General features: G+C 31.1%; 16 protein-coding genes and 1 riboswitch. Of the genes, 8 read left to right on the forward strand and 8 right to left on the reverse strand.

What is annotated here, in order from left to right:
- The 3 genes from WY13_RS02085 to WY13_RS02095 all read right to left on the reverse strand — a co-directional run bounded on the left by WY13_RS02085 (position 1) and on the right by WY13_RS02095 (position 2,401).
- The gene (locus tag WY13_RS02085) at positions 1-738 is read right to left on the reverse strand and encodes an ABC transporter ATP-binding protein (RefSeq protein ID WP_063554062.1); all 738 of its coding nucleotides are present in this window, start codon (positions 736-738) and stop codon (positions 1-3) included.
- 17 nt (positions 739-755) lie between these two features.
- The gene (gene splB, locus WY13_RS02090) at positions 756-1,778 is read right to left on the reverse strand and encodes a spore photoproduct lyase (RefSeq protein ID WP_063554063.1); all 1,023 of its coding nucleotides are present in this window, start codon (positions 1,776-1,778) and stop codon (positions 756-758) included.
- A gap of 209 nt (positions 1,779-1,987) precedes the next feature.
- The gene (locus WY13_RS02095) at positions 1,988-2,401 is read right to left on the reverse strand and encodes a universal stress protein (RefSeq protein ID WP_063554064.1); all 414 of its coding nucleotides are present in this window, start codon (positions 2,399-2,401) and stop codon (positions 1,988-1,990) included.
- 223 nt (positions 2,402-2,624) lie between these two features.
- Positions 2,625-2,726: riboswitch (TPP riboswitch) on the forward strand.
- A gap of 127 nt (positions 2,727-2,853) precedes the next feature.
- On the opposite strand from WY13_RS02095, the gene thiD reads away from it, so the two are divergent.
- The 5 genes from thiD (at position 2,854) to WY13_RS02120 (ending at position 7,769) form a co-directional block, all read left to right on the forward strand.
- Entirely contained in the window at positions 2,854-3,657 is an 804-nt protein-coding gene (gene thiD, locus WY13_RS02100) for a bifunctional hydroxymethylpyrimidine kinase/phosphomethylpyrimidine kinase (RefSeq protein WP_063554065.1), read from the forward strand.
- A gap of 30 nt (positions 3,658-3,687) precedes the next feature.
- Entirely contained in the window at positions 3,688-4,497 is an 810-nt protein-coding gene (gene thiM / locus WY13_RS02105) for a hydroxyethylthiazole kinase (RefSeq protein WP_063554066.1), read from the forward strand.
- Positions 4,488-5,099: a thiamine phosphate synthase gene (gene thiE, locus WY13_RS02110; RefSeq protein ID WP_063554067.1), complete on the forward strand. Its 612-nt coding sequence runs from the start codon at positions 4,488-4,490 to the stop codon at positions 5,097-5,099. The genes thiM and thiE overlap by 10 nt, the downstream gene beginning before the upstream one ends.
- An 85-nt stretch (positions 5,100-5,184) precedes the next feature.
- Positions 5,185-6,429 carry an HAD-IIA family hydrolase gene (locus WY13_RS02115; protein ID WP_063554068.1) on the forward strand — a complete coding sequence of 415 codons (1,245 nt, stop codon included), beginning with the start codon at positions 5,185-5,187 and terminating at the stop codon, positions 6,427-6,429.
- A gap of 392 nt (positions 6,430-6,821) precedes the next feature.
- A complete protein-coding gene (locus tag WY13_RS02120) occupies positions 6,822-7,769 on the forward strand; it encodes a LysR family transcriptional regulator (protein WP_242866304.1) in 948 nt (315 codons plus the stop codon).
- A 147-nt stretch (positions 7,770-7,916) separates the two neighbouring features.
- On the opposite strand, the gene WY13_RS02125 is transcribed toward WY13_RS02120, so the two are convergent.
- A complete protein-coding gene (locus WY13_RS02125; protein ID WP_063554070.1) occupies positions 7,917-8,543 on the reverse strand; it encodes a flavodoxin family protein in 627 nt (208 codons plus the stop codon).
- A 225-nt stretch (positions 8,544-8,768) separates the two neighbouring features.
- On the opposite strand from WY13_RS02125, the gene WY13_RS02130 reads away from it, so the two are divergent.
- From WY13_RS02130 to WY13_RS02140, 3 genes are all read left to right on the forward strand, one after another.
- Positions 8,769-9,125, forward strand: coding sequence for a winged helix-turn-helix transcriptional regulator (locus WY13_RS02130; RefSeq protein WP_063554071.1), 357 nt, complete (start codon positions 8,769-8,771; stop codon positions 9,123-9,125).
- Positions 9,126-9,324: 199 nt separating this feature from the next.
- Entirely contained in the window at positions 9,325-10,131 is an 807-nt protein-coding gene (locus tag WY13_RS02135) for an amino acid ABC transporter substrate-binding protein (RefSeq protein ID WP_063554072.1), read from the forward strand.
- A 20-nt stretch (positions 10,132-10,151) separates the two neighbouring features.
- Positions 10,152-10,790, forward strand: coding sequence for an amino acid ABC transporter permease (locus tag WY13_RS02140; protein ID WP_063554073.1), 639 nt, complete (start codon positions 10,152-10,154; stop codon positions 10,788-10,790).
- Positions 10,791-10,808: 18 nt separating this feature from the next.
- On the opposite strand, the gene WY13_RS22020 is transcribed toward WY13_RS02140, so the two are convergent.
- From WY13_RS22020 to thrC, 4 genes are all read right to left on the reverse strand, one after another.
- Positions 10,809-10,931: a hypothetical protein gene (locus WY13_RS22020; RefSeq protein ID WP_278321762.1), complete on the reverse strand. Its 123-nt coding sequence runs from the start codon at positions 10,929-10,931 to the stop codon at positions 10,809-10,811.
- Positions 10,932-11,122: 191 nt separating this feature from the next.
- Positions 11,123-14,845 carry a helicase-exonuclease AddAB subunit AddA gene (gene addA, locus WY13_RS02145; RefSeq protein WP_242866305.1) on the reverse strand — a complete coding sequence of 1,241 codons (3,723 nt, stop codon included), beginning with the start codon at positions 14,843-14,845 and terminating at the stop codon, positions 11,123-11,125.
- A gap of 114 nt (positions 14,846-14,959) precedes the next feature.
- Positions 14,960-16,024, reverse strand: coding sequence for a sensor domain-containing diguanylate cyclase (locus WY13_RS02150; RefSeq protein ID WP_063554074.1), 1,065 nt, complete (start codon positions 16,022-16,024; stop codon positions 14,960-14,962).
- A gap of 386 nt (positions 16,025-16,410) precedes the next feature.
- Positions 16,411-17,901, reverse strand: a complete 1,491-nt coding sequence (thrC, locus tag WY13_RS02155; RefSeq protein WP_063554075.1) for a threonine synthase — start codon at positions 17,899-17,901, stop codon at positions 16,411-16,413.
- Positions 17,902-17,960 lie beyond the last annotated feature (59 nt).

The following is a 17,960-nucleotide window of genomic DNA, read 5'->3' on the forward strand; positions in this document are numbered from 1 at the left end:
CTACACCTCTTCCTTTAAAGAACTAAAGTATAGAAAAGCATCTTCGATAGTTTTTCCACCAGAGCTTTTTATTATTTTATCTGGACTTCCTTCTGCTATTACAATTCCATTTCTGATTAAAAAAAGTCTATCACACTTATATGCTTCATCCATTACATGTGTAGTTATAATTATAGTTCCTTCATCTCGTTTTATTTTATAAAATTCATCCCAGAACTTTTTTCTAAGAACAGGATCTATGCCAACTGTAGGTTCATCTAAAATGAGCAATCTAGGTCTGTGCACTAGCGCTATGGCTAGTGATAGTCTTCTCTTCATTCCACCTGAAAAGTTTTTAACTGCATCCTTATACTGCTCTTCCAAATTAACAAGTTTTAAAACACCCTCAGCTCTTTTTCTTATAATACTTTTTTTAATATTATAGAGTTCTCCAAAAAACAATATATTGTCAATTGCACTCAAATCATCATACAGTGCATCACTTTGTGCCATATATCCTATTTTTGAAGTTACACCAAGGGACGGCATTTTTTCACCAAGTACTTCAATAAATCCTTTAGATAATTCTTTCATTCCAATAATAGATTTTACAAGAGTGGTTTTTCCTGAACCAGAAGGTCCTAAAAGTCCAACTATTTCTCCTCTTTTTATATCCATATTAATATTTCTTAATACAACTTTTTTATCATATCTAACTTCTGCATCCTTTATTTTAACTACATTTTCTAATTCCTGCATGATTAAAATTCTCCTATTTATATAATGTATTTTATATCTTCTTTTGAGAATCTACTTGAAAGTTCTCTTTCAAAAAAAGTTTTAATTTCTTCCATTTGCTCTTCCATGTACAAAAATTTACCATATCCAAATTGACCATACTTGAATTTTCTCTCACTATCCTTCATTGGTAGTGTTGTTTTAGGAAATACCTGTAGTATGATATTTTTAGCCTTAGTTGTATATCTATGAGATATTACTTCAAATCCAATAGGACTCTTTAAATTTTTAGGCATTCTATCATACAACATGTCTAAAACTTTTTCATATTCCTGCTTCCAATTTTCATATATGAATACAGGTGCTATTATAAAGCCTATGGAATACCCTGCTTCAGCAAGTTTAAAAGCAGATTCTATTCTTTTTTCCATTGAAGCTGTATAATGTTCGTATTGTTTCATTATCTTATCTGTATTTAAACTAAATCTTATTTCCGTATGACCATTATGATTTATGTTTAAAAGTCCATCTATATCATTGTACTTTGTTACGAATCTAAATCTTGCAAGCTTTTGATCTCCAAAGTATTCTATACTCTTTTTAAGTGAATTTGTATAAGGCTCCACAGGAACTGGATCGGAGGTTGCAGCACCTTCAAATACAGTTATTTCAGGATTTCTTTCATCTATATATTTTTGAGCCTGTTTTAAGATGTCATCAACATTGACGTGAACTCTCACAAAAGGTTTTTCCCCTAATTGTGTATTTAAATAGCAGTACTCACACTGTCCAATGCACCCACTAACTAAGGGCAGCTGATAATGTGCCGAAGGCTTACAACTTTGAAATTTCAAGCTCTTTTTTACACCCACAACTAAAGTTTTTTTACCTTCCCTGTACTTTTCATATATATCTTTTCCTGGCACAGCTGACATGACCCTATTTGAGGATAATTTTATTATCTGCACCTTGTCATCATTTTTAAATCTATTGTATATCTCATTTCCCAAGGAATATTCTAAGGCACCCTTTTCAAAAATAACTCTATGTGGAATAAACATCAACCACACACCCTTCCAGCTTATTGTTATATTATATAGTTTCCAATTACAAATCATACAGGATGCTCATTAAAGTATGTGAAAAAAGTAATAAAAATATTCTAAATAAACAAAGTTATAGATCTACAAGTCTTAGGTATACATTTTAATATGTAAATAAGAATAGCTATAATGCTTGTACAAAACATTATAACTATTTTTAAACATTTTTATTCTGGAACAATTATAACTAAAATCTGTGAATTTCTTAAAACTTTACTTGTTACGGATCCAATCATCCTAGCCAAACCCTTTTTATTGGATTTGGTCATAATTATCATATCAAATTTGTCACGACTTGACTTTTTAAGTATCTCATCTGCTACATATCCAAAAGCACAATATTTTTCAACTTCATAACCTTGAATTTCTTTTTCAGCTCTATCTAAAATGTTTTTACCTCTTTCTTGTGCCATAACTACTCTGTCATTAGACACCACCATGTCATTTGCTATAATTATTTCAGATACATACATAAGAGTTAACTGTACTTCATCTTTGGGAAACAATTTTTTTAAGCAATCAAGCGAATGCATACTTCTCTCTGTTTCATCTAATGGCACTAAAATTCTTTTCTTTTCCATATCAACACATCCTATCATTTTCATTAATTTATTTTGCAACAAAAATCTTCAATTAATACCATTATATCACATGTACTGTAAAAATTTTTATTTTATCTCTATCATTGCTAACACCTCTATCTTCTATTTATATAAATATAATGAAATTTAGTAAATGAAGTAAATATTAAACTTTCATATTGCAAATTTTTATCACTGTAGTAAACTTAATATATAAAACTTAATACTTTTGTGGGGGTGCTGCAAGGCTGAGAAGAGATCTTTCTCTAACCCTTTGAACCTGATCCAGATAAAACTGGCGTAGGGAAGCAATTTACATATTTTTGATTTTAAAGGTATATGCTTTTCTGCATATACCTTTTATTTTTGCCTGATGCCTGCCTACTGTAATGCTCCCACTAAGTAAAATTCAATTGATATTAATTTTAAAGTTACTAAATTAGGAGGGTAAAATGAAAAAAGTATTAACAATCGCAGGTTCTGACAGCTGTGGTGGAGCTGGTATACAAGCTGATTTAAAAACCATGAGTGCCCTTGGCGTATATGGTATGAGTGTCATAACTGCTGTTACAGCTCAAAATAGTGTAGGAGTACAGGACGTAATGGATGTAACTCCTGAAATTGTAGAAGCACAAATAAGATCTATATTTGATGACATACAAGTAGATGCCGTAAAAATTGGCATGGTTTCAAACAGCAAAACCATATCTATAATAAAGAGGCTTTTAATAGAATACAAAGCTAAAAACATAGTAATTGATCCCGTAATGGTATCAAAAAGTGGTTACTTTCTCTTAAAACCTGAAGCACAAACCGCTATAAAAGATCTGACAAGCATTGCAGACGTTGTAACTCCAAATATCCCAGAAGCTGAAGTTCTAACAGAAATAAAGATAAAAAATAGCTGTGATATGGAAAAAGCTGCTTTTAAGATAAAAGGTCTAGGTGCTAAAAACGTGCTGGTAAAAGGAGGCCACAGATGCAATGATGCCAACGACATTCTTCTTTATGAAGGCAAGATATTAAACATAGCCGGTCATAGAATAGATACCAAAAACACCCATGGAACAGGATGTACCTTATCTTCTGCCATAGCTTCCTTCTTGGCTAAAGGTGAAAGCACTGACAAATCCGTATATCTTGCAAAGCAGTATATAACTAAGGCTATAGAAAATTCCTTCTCTATAGGAAGCGGCGTCGGTCCCGTGGGACATTTCATTGAATTATATAAAAAAGCTGATGTAGATTTCAAATAAATAAAGTTCTAATATAAAGGAGTATGAAAAATGGATAATTTAAATTTAGACAGTGTATCAAAAGTGTTAACACAGGTAAGAAATAAAGTACCTCTTGTGGACTGTATTACAAACAGTGTCACTATAAATGACTGTGCAAATATTCTATTATCTTATGGAGCTTCCCCTGCCATGTGTGAAGCTTATGATGAAGTTTTTGATTTTGTAAAGATATCTTCTGCCCTATATATAAATTTAGGAACTCTCACAAAAGAACAGGAAGTTGCAGTAATTTTAGCAAGTACCTCTGCAAAAATTCACAACATACCTGTAATACTTGACCCTGTAGCTTGTGCCGCTATCCCAAGAAAATCTCAAGTTATAAATAGAATTATGCAAGTTGGTAAAGTAGATGTTATAAAAGGGAATGTAGGTGAAATCAAGTTTCTTGCAGGACAATCTTCTAACGTGAGAGGAGTAGATTCCTTAGATAGCGGAGAAGGAGCTTTGGATTCAGCTGTAGCTTTAGCCAAAAAGTACAACTGTGTAGTTGCTGCAACTGGCAAGGAAGATTTTATAACAGACGGTAAAAATAGTGCTGTAATTCAAAACGGGATGGAAATGTTAACTAAAGTAACTGGTGCAGGCTGCATGCTTGGAGCATTATGTGGTGCTGCCATAGGTGCCTCTGAGGATAAATTTATAGCTACTGTAAGTGCTATACTTTCAATGAATGTAGCTGGTGAAGAAGCCTACAAAGCAGCAAAAGCTCCTGGAACTTTTAGAGTTAAGCTAATAGATTCCATATATGAATTAAGCGAAGAAAAATTAAAGAAAGGTGGTAAAATACTTTGGAAATAGATTATAGTTTATATCTTGTTACAGATAGAAGTTTTTTAAAAGACAAGCCCCTGCAGCAAGCTGTAGAAGAAGCAATTTTAGGTGGAGTAACTCTTGTCCAACTTAGAGAAAAAGATGCATCTACAAGAGAATTTTACGAAATTGCTAAAGAAGTTAAAAAAGTAACTGATCACTATAAAGTTCCTTTTTTAATAAATGATAGACTTGATATAGCCCAAGCTGTAAATGCAGATGGAGTTCACCTTGGTCAAAGCGATATGCCTATAAACATAGCAAGAAAAATATTAGGTAAGGATAAAATAATTGGAATATCTGCAGGCAACGTGGATGAAGCCTTAGAGGCAGAAAAAAGTGGTGCAGATTATATTGGAATAGGTACAATTTTTTTCACAGGAACCAAAAAAGATATAGATACTCCTATAGGTATAGAAGGTCTCCGTAAAATATATAACAGTATAAGTATACCTGCTGTTGCCATAGGTGGCGTTAATGAAACTAACTTTAAAGAGGTATTATCAACTGAAGTTGATGGTATTTCAGTTATATCTGCTATTTTAGGGAAAAGCAATATAACAACTGCTGCTAAAACTCTTTGTAAATAGCTTTATAGAGCTTCTAAGCAAAAATCAACTTATACTAGGGAATTTCCCACATAAGCTAGTGAATAAAATTTAAGGAGCGAATAATATGATATTTGATGCATTTGATGCATTTCTATTTGATTTAGATGGAGTAATTTATATAGGAAATAAGCCTCTTCCAGAAGCAGTAGAATCTCTTGAAATACTTCGTAAAAATCAGAAAACAATTCGATTTTTAACAAATAATCCATGCACAACACGTGAAAAAATAGCAAAACGATTAAATACACTTGGAATAGAAGCAAATAGTTATGAAGTGATTACATCGGGCTGGGTGACCGCTCAGTATTTACAAAATAAGAATATAAAGAATGTATTTGTTCTTGGTGATGAAGATTTGAAATGGGAATGTCACCAGGTAGGCATTAATACTAATGATATAGCTGATGCAGAAGCCGTTGTTATAGGTTGGGACGATGATTTACGCTTCCATGATATAAAAAGAGCAGTGCAATTAATTAATAACGGTGCAAAATTTATAGGCACAAACAGTGATAATAACTTTCCAAGTACAGACGGTCCATCACCTGCAGTTGGGTCAATTGTAAAAGCTGTTCAAGTATCAGTAGAAAAAAAGCCTTTAATTATAGGAAAGCCACATTCATATATGTTTAAAAAAGCTCTAGATAATTTAAAAACATCATCTAAAGTAGTAATGATAGGTGATAATCCATATACAGATATTTTAGGTGCGCATCAGGCAGGAATATCAGCTATTTTAGTATCAAATGAAAAAACAAACAAATTTCCATCTGCTAGGGATTTTCATAATGCTGATGCTACTATTGCAAACCTAAAAGGTTTATTTGACAATAATGTAACCATAAAAAAATGGAGTTCTCCTCATTTCCCATGGCCTAACGATGGTGTTAAGGCAGGAGTTGCCGGTATTATATTTGATAAATCTCAAAGAGTTCTTTTGATGAAGCGTACTGACAATGGATTATGGGGAATCCCTTCAGGTCATGTTGAACCTGGAGAAACTGTAGAAGAAGCAATTATAAGAGAAATTAATGAAGAGACTGGTTTAAAAGTTAAAGTAAATCGATTAATTGGCATATATTCTGATCCTGTTTCACAAGTTTTTTCATATCCAAGTGGCAAAGTTAATCATTTTATTACAACTTGTTTTGAATGTGAAGTTGTAGGCGGTAAATTAATTAAAGAAGGAGAAGAAACATTAGATGTAGATTACTTCGATTTTAATTATCTACCAAAAAATCTTTTACCAATGCATCCAAGATGGCTTAAAGATGCCTTAGAAAAAAGAAAAGTTTCATATATACGTTAATTAATGTTTTATACTCTATGTTAGAAACGTACGTAAGGTAATTTATACTACAGGTGCAATTAGAATCCTAAATAGCATGTCAAAAATATCTTTTTTTTAAGATATCTTTGACATACTCATAATTAGTTATTATTAGTTTTCTATCAGTATCATCTCTACATGAAATTAGCAAATATTGATGCACCAATTAACATTAAATTTTTAACGCAATCATAGCACCAAGTGGTGATTCTATCAATACTTATAGGATAATATACTGACCAATTTTCAATCTCCCCATAAATTTTACTAATAAATTGATATTATCATTTTTTTGATATATAATGAAATTTATATATTTTAGTTAATATATAAATTTTACTTATATAGAGGTGAAGAAATTGTTTCAAATCATGAATTATGTTTATGAAGTCTATAAGTGTGGAAGTTTCTCAAAGGCATCAAAAAACTTACATATGACGCAACCAGCCTTGAGTATTGCAATCCATAAACTGGAACAAGAAATTGGTCAACCTTTATTTCAGCGAAAAACATCCCCACTTAAGTTAACTGATGCAGGACGCATATATATGGACAAAGTGGAAAAAATTATATCAATGGAACAAGAATGCACTGATTACTTTCAAAACTTAAATGAAGTGAAAGTTGGAAAAGTTACAATTGGGGGTGCTATTATATCTATGACCTACTTACTTCCTGAACTTATTGTTGGTTTTTTTTATCAATATCCAGGAATTGAAATTGCTGCAAAAGAAGCATCTCTTCCAGTACTTAAAAATATGCTAGCAGATGGAAGCATTGATTTAATTTTAGACACTAATTGGTTTGAAGAAGACATCTTTCAATCCATTCCTTTATTTACAAACCAAATTTTACTTGGCATACCTCTGAATTTTTCTTTAGATACGAAAATTTTTGCTTGCGGCATGACATCCGAAGAAATCAGAGCAGACAAACATCTTTCTCAGGACCAACCAGCCATTGACCTATACAATATGGAGAATCTTCCTTTTCTTTTGTTAGAACCAACAAATGAAATTTTCGAAAGATCAAAAGCAATTTTTAATTATTATCATGTTGAACCATTAGTAAAAATGTCATTTAATCAACAGATGACTTCCTTTGAATTTGCTTCAAAAGGGCTTGGAGCCGTTTTTATTTCTGATACCCTTGTCAAGTGTTCCCCTAACGCAGAAAACCTTCGCTTTTACAAACTTAACTGCCCTATGCCAAAACGGGAAGTCTCCATTGCCTATAGCAAAAAGATTTATGTTACCAAAGCAACTCAGCGTTTTATTGATTACACTACTGAATTTTATAAAAGGAAAATTAACCATTGAGCTAGTATTACTTTAGTAACTATTTTGTTGAGCCGATGTTACCCGGCTCAACAAAGATTATTCTATAGTACAAAGAGAGTTTTAATTATACTTCTTGTATTGAGATAATACTCAAAACCCCACTATAAATTGAAATTTATAAAAACACTAACGGATGAAATTTGTGCAAGCAGATTTTTCTGTTGTAGGAATGTTAATACCTTGTTCCTTACCAAGTTGAATACACTTAAGAAGCCATGCCATGTTTCTGCCAATGTTACGCATGGTCTGCAATCCTTCTAAATCTTTCTTCACATCTTCAGGAGTAAAGCCATGCACCATATTCCAATAAGTAGACGACACAACTGGCATCTCTGCAATGGTAAAATACTTGTTCAGTACATCTATAGAAGCTGTAGTTCCAGCACGTCTTGCTGATGAAATAGCAGCAGCTGGTTTGTGTCTAAATACAGATGATCCAGCATAAAATAATCGATCTAAAACCGACAGCAATCGTCCACTAGGATGCGAAAAATAGACCGGTGTACCGAATATGAAGCCATCTGCATGTTCTGCCTTCTTCAATAACTCATTGATCCCATCATCATCAAATACACAAGAATTGTGTAATCCCTGGCATTTATTGCATCCAATGCAGTCACGAATTGGTTGATTACCAATATGGACAATCTCGCATTCAATTTGCTCTTCTCTCAAAACTTTTGCAATTTCTGCTAATGCTGTATAAGTACATCCATTAGATCTTGAACTACCATTCAATAATAAAACTTTCATTTTTTTCCTCCTTATTCTATATGCCCATACTGTCAATACAGACAGCATGCTGCTATGTGATTATATTTTTAATCTTCAAATAGTCATATTCTCAACGAATTGACATCTTTTCTTGGTTTAACTATAATTATATCTTAAATGATCAACTTATCAATAATGCACTTTTTTGTTATATAATATATTTTTAGTTCAATACTATACTATTAGATAGTAAGGAGATATAAGATGGATAAATCTAAATTAGAAAGTTATAACTGCGCAGTAGAAGCAGCAATGGATATTGTTGGAGGAAAATATAAAGCCATTATCATCTATGAACTGATTGATAAGACGTTAAGATACAATGAAATTCAAAAGCGTATTCCACAGGCAACACCAAAAATGCTCAGTCACCAGTTAAAAGAACTGAAGAACGACGGCATTATCAATCGTGTTCTCTATCCTGTGGTCCCTCCTAAGACAGAATACTCACTTACTGAACTTGGTAAAACATTTGTTCCTATAGTAAAATCACTTTGTAAGTGGGGCGAGGAATATTTCCGACTAAATGGCGTACCAATACCATGCAATAAATCAAAATAGCTTAACAGAAAATATCTGTATGCCTCCATTTGTAAACTAACGTTTCTTATTAATGACAACACTACTTCCAATTCAATTACAGCATCATTATTAAAAATAATATTTTATAACTATAATTAATTTACTAGTTTACAAATTTAGCACGGTAAACTATAATATTTATTATAATTAATTTAATATAAATTGGGAGGTCTGTGAAATGAAAAAGAAATTAGGAATTTTAACTTTGGTAATATTTTTGCTTGGAATAATACTTACAGGATGTGGACAAGGCCAGAAATCAAGCGATAAATCCTGGGATGATATAAAATCAAAAGGTCAGTTTGTAGTTGGCTTAGATGATAGTTTTCCTCCAATGGGCTTTAGAGATGAAAAAGGTCAAATCGTAGGATTTGATATAGATATGGCCAAAGCAGCTGCACAAAAAATGGGAGTAAAGGTAGTCTTTAAACCAGTAGAATGGGATGGCATTATACTTAGCTTAAATAACAAAGACATAGATGTTATATGGAATGGTTTGACTATAACTGATAAGAGAAAAAAGCAAATAGGATTTTCAAAAGTATATCTTCAAAACAAACAAATAATTGTAGTAAAAAGTGATTCTAACATAAAAAATAAAAAAGACTTGTCAGGTAAAACAGTAGGACTTCAAATGGGAAGCAGCAGTGAAACTGCATTGAATTCAGACGCTGCTACAGCAAAATCTCTAAAAAATATTAGAAAGTATTCTAATAATACAGAAGCATTACTTGATTTAAATCAGGGTCGTATAGATGCAGTTGTTGTAGATGAAGTAGTTGGAAGATACTATTTGCAAAAGAAACCTGGTTTATACAAAATACTTGAAGATAACTTCGGCAAAGAAGACTACGGTGTTGGTATAAGAAAAACAGATGAAAGTTTTAAAAATAAACTTGACGAAGCACTGGATTCAATGAAAAAAGATGGAACAGCAAATAAAATATCTCAAAAATGGTTTGGCAAAGATATAATTGCAAAATAATTGGTTAGGATGTGATTTATATGTCTGATATCATGGACATTACAGGATTTATACTAAGTGGAAGCTTAATAACTATACAACTATTTTTTATAACGGCTATTTTTTCTATACCCTTAGGATGCCTAGTAGCCCTAGGGAAAATATCTAAAATCAAGCCCATAAAGGCTATACTTAGCTTATACACCTGGGCTTTTAGAGGAACACCTTTACTTTTACAGTTGTTTTTTACTTATTTTGGTCTTCCTGTAATTGGCATAAGGTTATCTCCCTTAGCAGCTGCAAGTATTGCTTTTACTATAAATTATGCCGCATACCTGGCAGAAATTTTTAGGTCAGGTATTGAATCAATAGACAAAGGACAATTTGAAGCTTCTAAAGTTCTAGGTATGAATTACTGCCAAACTATGATAAAGATAATAATTCCCCAAGCCATTAGAAATGTAATTCCTCCTGTTTGTAACGAAAGTATCAATTTAATAAAAGATTCTGCTTTAGTTGCAACTATAGGTGTGGGAGATCTTCTAAGGGCAGCAAAAGAAGTAGTTACGCGTGATTTTACAATTACTCCTTTTATAATAGCTGCTATACTATATCTTATTTTAACTTCAGTTTTGGTTATGGCCTTTAGACAATTAGAAAAAAAATATTCTATTAATTAATATCTAAATCAAGTCCTGCTATTTGGTACTAACAGGACTTGATTTTTCATTTTCTTTATTTTCTTCACTATTTTCCAAGCATTCCTGTAAACATTCTTCTATTACTTCCATAGTAATCTCAAACTTATTATTATTCTCCAATTTGGCCCTCCACATAAATTTAATATCATATTACTATAGTATTAACAATATCCAAAAGTGTTAATACTTATATTTAATCATTTTCAAATGAAAATTTGACATATACGGAGGGATACACTGACAAGTCTCACTACATTAAAAACTTTTAATAAGTCCAAATCTCATTTAGAATTATGTATTGTTTTCTAACTTTACATTTCAACTAAGCTGTTGTTAAAAAATAAGTAGAGATATTTATTTTTTACTTGCTTACCAGTTAACTTTTCAAGTGCCCTTGCATAATAATAAATTTGGATTTTGTATTTATCTTTTATATTATCTATATCATCTACATAATCTGTTTTATAGTCTATAAGCACTAATTCTCCATCTTCTTCAAAATAGCAATCTATTATTCCTTGAATAATTATTTTTTCATCCTTATATATTTTATCTGGAAGCTCTTTATATAATTCATTACTTTCTATTTCCATATAAAATGGAGTTTCCCTATAGATATTCTCTGCCTCTTTCATTCTATTTCCTATTTCAGAATTAAAAAATTTTAATATTTTACCTAGGTGTATTGACTTAACTTCCTCTTCCCTTATAAATTCCATCTGAACCAATCTATCTACCTGTTCTTTTATTTCGTCGTAAGAATTAATTTTTTTTATATCAATATGCTGCAAGATTAAATGCAAAAGAGTTCCCTTTTCAGCAGCTGTCATACCTTTTTTCTCTCTTAAAAAAAGTGGTTTTTTTAATTGTATTGGTTCTACCAAATTCACACTATCTTCTATATCATTCAAGTCAAACCTTCTCTTTAACTCTGACACAGAAAATTTAGCAGGTATCTTACAAGCTTCCTCATATTTATAATTCCAGTTAAGCCTTCTATCCACTTTATCCATATATTGTCCATCATATTCAGTTAAGTTAAGCTCTTCAATCTTACCCAGTATATCTACATTCTCCTTTTCTTGAGATACAGTTTTAAAATCATCTTTTTTATAAATACTTACCTTCCATGTAGAATTATCCCCTATAACTAAATTCAAATTATCTTCACTTTTAGAAATTTCTCTTATAGGCTTTCCACATGGGTGCTTAGCCAGTGCAGCCCCTATCCAATCCAAAAAATTTCTAGCACTTATAAGTGAATACTCAGGAAGTTTATCTCCTTTATAAGAAGCACATTCACACCATCTTTGAGTTGTTTTTTCAATATTATTTACCATTCCAGTTATTATAAGTTTTTCTTTTGCTCTGGTAAAGGCAACATATAATATTCTCATTTCCTCTGAAAGAGTTTCTACTTTTAGCCTTTTTCTAAGTACCTGTTTCATAACAGTAGGATAACATATATGCCTTTTTGCATTTACATAATCCGGTCCGAGACCTAACTTTTCATGAAAAAGTACCCCTTTGTTCATATCCATTAAATTAAACTTTTTTCCTGTACCAGAAAGTATTACTACAGGAAATTCAAGCCCTTTGCTTTTGTGAACACTCATTATCCTGACTACATTTTCATTTTCTCCTAGTATTTTTGCACTTCCTAAATCCCCACTGCTATTCTTAAGTTTGTTCATAAAATTTATAAAATTGAAAAGTCCTTTGTAACTGCTCTTTTCATACTGTTTTGCTCTTTCAAATAACATTCTTAAGTTTGCCTGCCTCTGAATTCCCCCAGGCATAGCCCCTATAAAACCGTAATAGCCCGTTTCAGTATAAAGGTGCCATATAAATTCGTCTATTGGCATATACTTTACTTTTTTTCTCCAATTGTTAAGCCTTTTCAAGAATTCACTTACCTTATATTTCAAGCTATTTCCTACATGCTTTAATGATATATCTGATTCAGAGTCATTTTCTGAAATTATCTTTAATATATCATAAAAATGCATTTTTTTATCTACCATTCTCAAATCTATAAGTTCCTCTGGAGAGAAGGATTCTATAGGAGACCTAAGCACAGCTACAAGTGGAATATCCTGAAGTGGATTATCTATTATTTCAAGCACTGATATTATTGTCTTTACTTCTATATTCTCAAAATATCCGGCAGAAATATCTGCAAATACAGGTATTTCTAAACTATTAAGTTCTTCTACAAAAGTAGGAGCCCAATTTTGCGTGGCACGCATTAATATTACTATGTCTTTATACATTACATTCCTATAGGACTTCGTACTTTTATCATATACTTTTAGTGGCTCTACTTCTGTTTTACCATTTATGAGCTCACTTATTTTTTTTGCTACAAGCCGCGCTTCTACCTGAACATTATCTAAAATTTCTTCATTTTCTTGAATTTCTTCACTTTCTTCTTTTTTATCTATTATATTAACCTCTATATCTCCACTATAGTTTCCAGATGAGTTTTCATAATCTGCTGAACTTTTTAAGCATTCCTCATCCGTATAATCTAATTCTCCTACTTCTCTACACATTATTTGTTTAAATAAATAATTAGTGCCTTCTATTATTTCTTCTCTACTTCTAAAATTTTCAGATAATTTTATTTTTCTGTTTTCAGCCGTCTTTTTTTCAGAATAACTATTATATTTCTGCAGAAAAAGTTCAGGTTTAGATTGCCTAAATCTGTATATGCTCTGCTTTACATCTCCTACCATAAACAAATTTGAGTCTTTTGATTTTCTACTTATCATATTCATTATAACTTCTTGAACTTCATTACTATCCTGATATTCATCTATAAATATTTCCTCAAAATATCTCCTATATTCTAAAGCTGCCTCCGAAGGAACTATATTTCCATCTTCATCTCTATCTGTTAATATTTCAAGGCAAAAGTGCTCTATATCACTAAAGTCCAGTATCCCTCTTTCCCTTTTTTTTAAGCTGTAATTTTTATCAAACTCTATTACAAGAGAAGCCAGGCACTTCATCATAGGATATACTTCCTGCATATTTTTATACATATTATCAGAACCTGAAAATATATCTTCTTTTATACTATTTAACTTCTTTTTAACTTCATCTCTTACATTCTTAGCCTTTTCCTTCACTTCTTTAACTTCATCTTTTACTCTTTTAGTGGAAAGCTTGTCAAAATTCAATTGTAAAAACTTTTCTTTTAGTTCTTCCCAAGAATTTAAAAGCAATAATTCCTTTATATTTTCATAATCTTTTTTAAAAATATCTACATAGTGCTCAAGTCCTTCTACGCTTTGGATTATGGTAAGTTCTCTTTCTATTCTATCCTTGCATCCATTAACATCTACCTCTAGGCTGTGCATAATCATTTTTGCCCAGTGGGTACGTCCAAAATCAAAATTTTCTTTTACATTAAAATTTTCTACTGCTTCTCTTAACCACTTTTCAGGCCAGGGATTACTTTTTGAAAATTCATAGAGAGAAAGTACCATATCTTTAAGTTTAATATCATTTTTACTTTTAAAACCGTCTACAAGTTTTAAAAATTCTGTATTTTCTATATCATATTTCTCATCGAAAAGTTCCTCAAGTACATCCTGTTTTAAAAGAACTGCTTCTGTACTGTCACATATTCTAAAATTAGGATCTAAATCTATTAAATGAAAATTACTTTTTATAACCTTAAGACAAAAAGCATGTATAGTGATTATATTAGCCTGATTTAAGAGTGCCAGTTGTTTTTGGAGATTTTTTGATCCATAATTTGATTCTAACAATTTAGAAATTGCCTCTGCTATTCTCTCTTTCATTTCAGAAGCTGCTGCATTTGTAAAGGTAACAACTAACAATTTATCTATATCCACCTCTTCATCAATACTTGTTATTTCCTGTATTATTCTCTCCACTAGCACTGCTGTCTTACCAGTTCCCGCACCCGCTGATACTAGTAAATTACACTTAGGGGTAAAAATAGCTTCTCTTTGAGATTCTGTCCAATTTGTATCCATATGTACCACCTTACTAAAATTCATTGGCGATCTCCCCCTAAAGGATAACGCCTTCTAAGTGCTAAAACACTAAGTATCTTGTTAATAAGCATCAGTATGGAGTTAGAACTCCATTCTGATGCCAATAACTCTACTTATTTAATAAACTACTTTATTCTTTCCAGAATTTTTTGCTCTGTACAAGTTCATATCAGCCCTTCTTATTGTACCTTCAACATCTTTATCCTTATTTGCACATACTGCTATCCCCATTGAAACTGTTACATAAGACGAGGCTTCATTGTACTCTACAGCTTTCTTTTTTATAAGCTCTCCTATATTTATCATTCTCTCATATACAGACATGGAATCTGTAACATTATACATATATATTATTATTTCTTCTCCTCCATATCTAGCTACCATATCTTCATCCCTTATACTATCCTTTATTATATCACTTACTTTTCTCAGCACCCTATCTCCATATTGATGCCCAAATCTATCATTAAAACTTTTAAAATCGTCAATGTCAATCATTACAATAGCAAAGCCTTCACCGCAATTTTTTACTTTTTCTTTTATCACTGAGAAAAAATAACTTCTGTTAAATAGCCCTGTTAAAAAATCCTTTTGGGAATTTTGTTTTATTTTGTTATAGAGTTTATTATTTTCTATGCATATAGCTATTTGATTGGTAAGTGCAGTTAATAACTTCACATGTTCGTTATTCAAATAGTTATATATATGGTGCTCAACTACAATAACACCTAAGAGATTATCCTTTAAATATATAGGCATGAGTATAGAAGAGTGAATTTGAATATTGTCATATATATATATATTATCAAGACAATTTACTATACTAGCATTTAAATTCCTTATATCTCCTTTATTGTAATCGTTAATACTAAAATGATGTTTTGTATTAGGCAAATTTGTAGATTTTAATTGAAGTTTCCTATTTTCTAAAAGATATACGCTTGAATAAGTTACCCCTAGAATGCCTATCATTATATCATTTATTATAGAAACTATTTCTCCTCTACCTATTCGCTTGTTTATATACTTACTTATCTCAACTATCAAAGACAACATATCCAGTTTTTTATCTAACTCTATAATCTTTGTACTTTGTTTTTGTATAATCCCTTCAGCCATCTTTTGATAAGCTTCATACTCATTTTTAAGTTGATTATATTCATCTGATAATGATGTCAACATAAAACTCTCCCCTATTAAAAATACATATCTAAGCCAAAATACTTTCTATAATTGTGTCTATAAAAGTATATATTCACAAGAAAATTTTTCCTTATGAATATATACAACAATTCCTCATACTATACTATTATAAATTGCTATAAACTGCTCATGCTATTTTGTTAATTTCTCTACGAAAAATAATTTTACACTAATTTTCAACTACCTTCTAATTTTATATTATACTACTGTTTATAAATACATCCTAGCATTTTCATACATTATATATCGAATATTTATATCCCTAATTTTCAATATTCGACTTACTATTGTGCTCATATTAATGTATATTTTATGCTATTATATGTAAATTATTTTTTCGTAAAGAAGGGAGAAATTACATTCAATTATAATAAGAATTTTCTAATCTCATCTTTCATCTGTTGTTTTTCACATACAGTATTGTGAACAACCTCACTTTTCATTAGCTTCTCTATAGGCTTAGGAACTTCGAGAGAAGCAGTTTTGCTCATTACTTCTATAAGGTCAAAGTCTTTTTGATTCTTATATTTATCGTCTAAAGCGCTCATTACGGATTTTGTAAATTTGAAAGGACTTGCAGTAGAAACAATAATGGTTTTTGTGTCATCTCCTGTATCCTGCAAATACTTTCTATACACCGAATAAGCCACTGAAGTATGTGTGTCCATTAGGTAATTATAATCTTTGAAGACATCACTTATGGAGTGAAGTGTTTCCACTTCGGTTGCAAATCCACCATAAAATGGTTTTAATTCTTCTTTCATATTTTCACTTACACTATACTTCCTACTTTTATTTAAATCTTTCATTAATCCCTGTACAACTGAAGCATCCTTACCACTTATATCATATATGAATCTTTCAAGGTTACTGGATACAAGTATATCCATAGAAGGAGATATAGTTACTATAAATTCTCTCTCAGCATCATAAATTCCACTTTTTAAAAAGTCGTATAATACTTTATTATCATTTGAAGCACATAAAAGCTTATTTATAGGCAGGCCCATCTTTTTTGCATAATAGGCTGCAAGTATATTTCCAAAATTACCTGTAGGAACTACAAAATTTATCTTTTCTCCTAATTTTATTTGCCCCTTCCTTAAAAGTTCCATATATCCATGAAAATAATATACTACTTGAGGTATAAGTCTTCCTATATTTATGGAATTGGCAGAAGAAAACATATAGGATTTTTCATCCAATTCTTTTTTTAATTCTTCATCATTAAAAATTTTCTTGACTTCAGTCTGGGCATCGTCAAAATTTCCCTTTATTCCTATAACTTTAGTATTTTTGCCTACCTGAGTAACCATCTGTCTTTTTTGTATATCGCTTACCCCTTTTTCAGGGAAAAACACTACTATTCTTGTATCCTCTACATCTGCAAAGCCCTCTAGTGCTGCCTTTCCTGTATCTCCAGAAGTTGCTGTAAGTATAACTATCTTTTTATGTAAATTTTGTTTTTTTGCAGCAGCCTGCATTAGATGTGGTAGAAGACACAATGCCATGTCTTTAAACGCTAAAGTTGGTCCATGAAACAACTCTAAATAAAATACATCCCCAACCTTCTTTACAGGTACTATTTCATCTGATTCAAATTTATTGTCATAAGCTAGGTCTATGCACTTCTTCAACTCATCTTCAGTAAAATCTGTGAAAAATTCTCCAATTATGCATAAAGCTAGTTCCTTGTAAGTCATATTTTTAAATTTTTGTAATTCTTCTTCATTTACAGAAGGTATGCTGTCTGGAACAAACAATCCACCATCTTCTGATATTCCTTTTAGTATAGCTTGAGATGCAGTATAATTTTCATTTAATCCTCTAGTACTGTTATAATGAATTTCTTTCAAGTGTATCTCTCCCTTTTCTATAATTTTTACTAAAATATTTATACCTATATAATAACATA

It is taken from the genome of Clostridium ljungdahlii, assembly GCF_001636845.1.
GTDB lineage: Bacteria > Bacillota > Clostridia > Clostridiales > Clostridiaceae > Clostridium_B > Clostridium_B ljungdahlii_A.

What these genes read in the sequence shown, in the direction of transcription:
- splB (WP_063554063.1), bottom strand. Translation starts at nt 1,778, where the DNA reads ATGTTTATTCCACATAGAGTTATTTTTGAAAAGGGTGCCTTAGAATAT.
- WY13_RS02095 (WP_063554064.1), bottom strand. Translation starts at nt 2,401, where the DNA reads ATGGAAAAGAAAAGAATTTTAGTGCCATTAGATGAAACAGAGAGAAGT.
- WY13_RS02150 (WP_063554074.1), bottom strand. Translation starts at nt 16,024, where the DNA reads ATGTTGACATCATTATCAGATGAATATAATCAACTTAAAAATGAGTAT.
- addA (WP_242866305.1), bottom strand. Translation starts at nt 14,845, where the DNA reads ATGAATTTTAGTAAGGTGGTACATATGGATACAAATTGGACAGAATCT.
- WY13_RS02085 (WP_063554062.1), bottom strand. Translation starts at nt 738, where the DNA reads ATGCAGGAATTAGAAAATGTAGTTAAAATAAAGGATGCAGAAGTTAGA.
- WY13_RS02115 (WP_063554068.1), top strand. Translation starts at nt 5,185, where the DNA reads ATGATATTTGATGCATTTGATGCATTTCTATTTGATTTAGATGGAGTA.
- WY13_RS02135 (WP_063554072.1), top strand. Translation starts at nt 9,325, where the DNA reads ATGAAAAAGAAATTAGGAATTTTAACTTTGGTAATATTTTTGCTTGGA.
- WY13_RS02130 (WP_063554071.1), top strand. Translation starts at nt 8,769, where the DNA reads ATGGATAAATCTAAATTAGAAAGTTATAACTGCGCAGTAGAAGCAGCA.
- thiM (WP_063554066.1), top strand. Translation starts at nt 3,688, where the DNA reads ATGGATAATTTAAATTTAGACAGTGTATCAAAAGTGTTAACACAGGTA.
- WY13_RS02125 (WP_063554070.1), bottom strand. Translation starts at nt 8,543, where the DNA reads ATGAAAGTTTTATTATTGAATGGTAGTTCAAGATCTAATGGATGTACT.
- WY13_RS02120 (WP_242866304.1), top strand. Translation starts at nt 6,822, where the DNA reads ATGAATTATGTTTATGAAGTCTATAAGTGTGGAAGTTTCTCAAAGGCA.
- thiD (WP_063554065.1), top strand. Translation starts at nt 2,854, where the DNA reads ATGAAAAAAGTATTAACAATCGCAGGTTCTGACAGCTGTGGTGGAGCT.
- WY13_RS02140 (WP_063554073.1), top strand. Translation starts at nt 10,152, where the DNA reads ATGTCTGATATCATGGACATTACAGGATTTATACTAAGTGGAAGCTTA.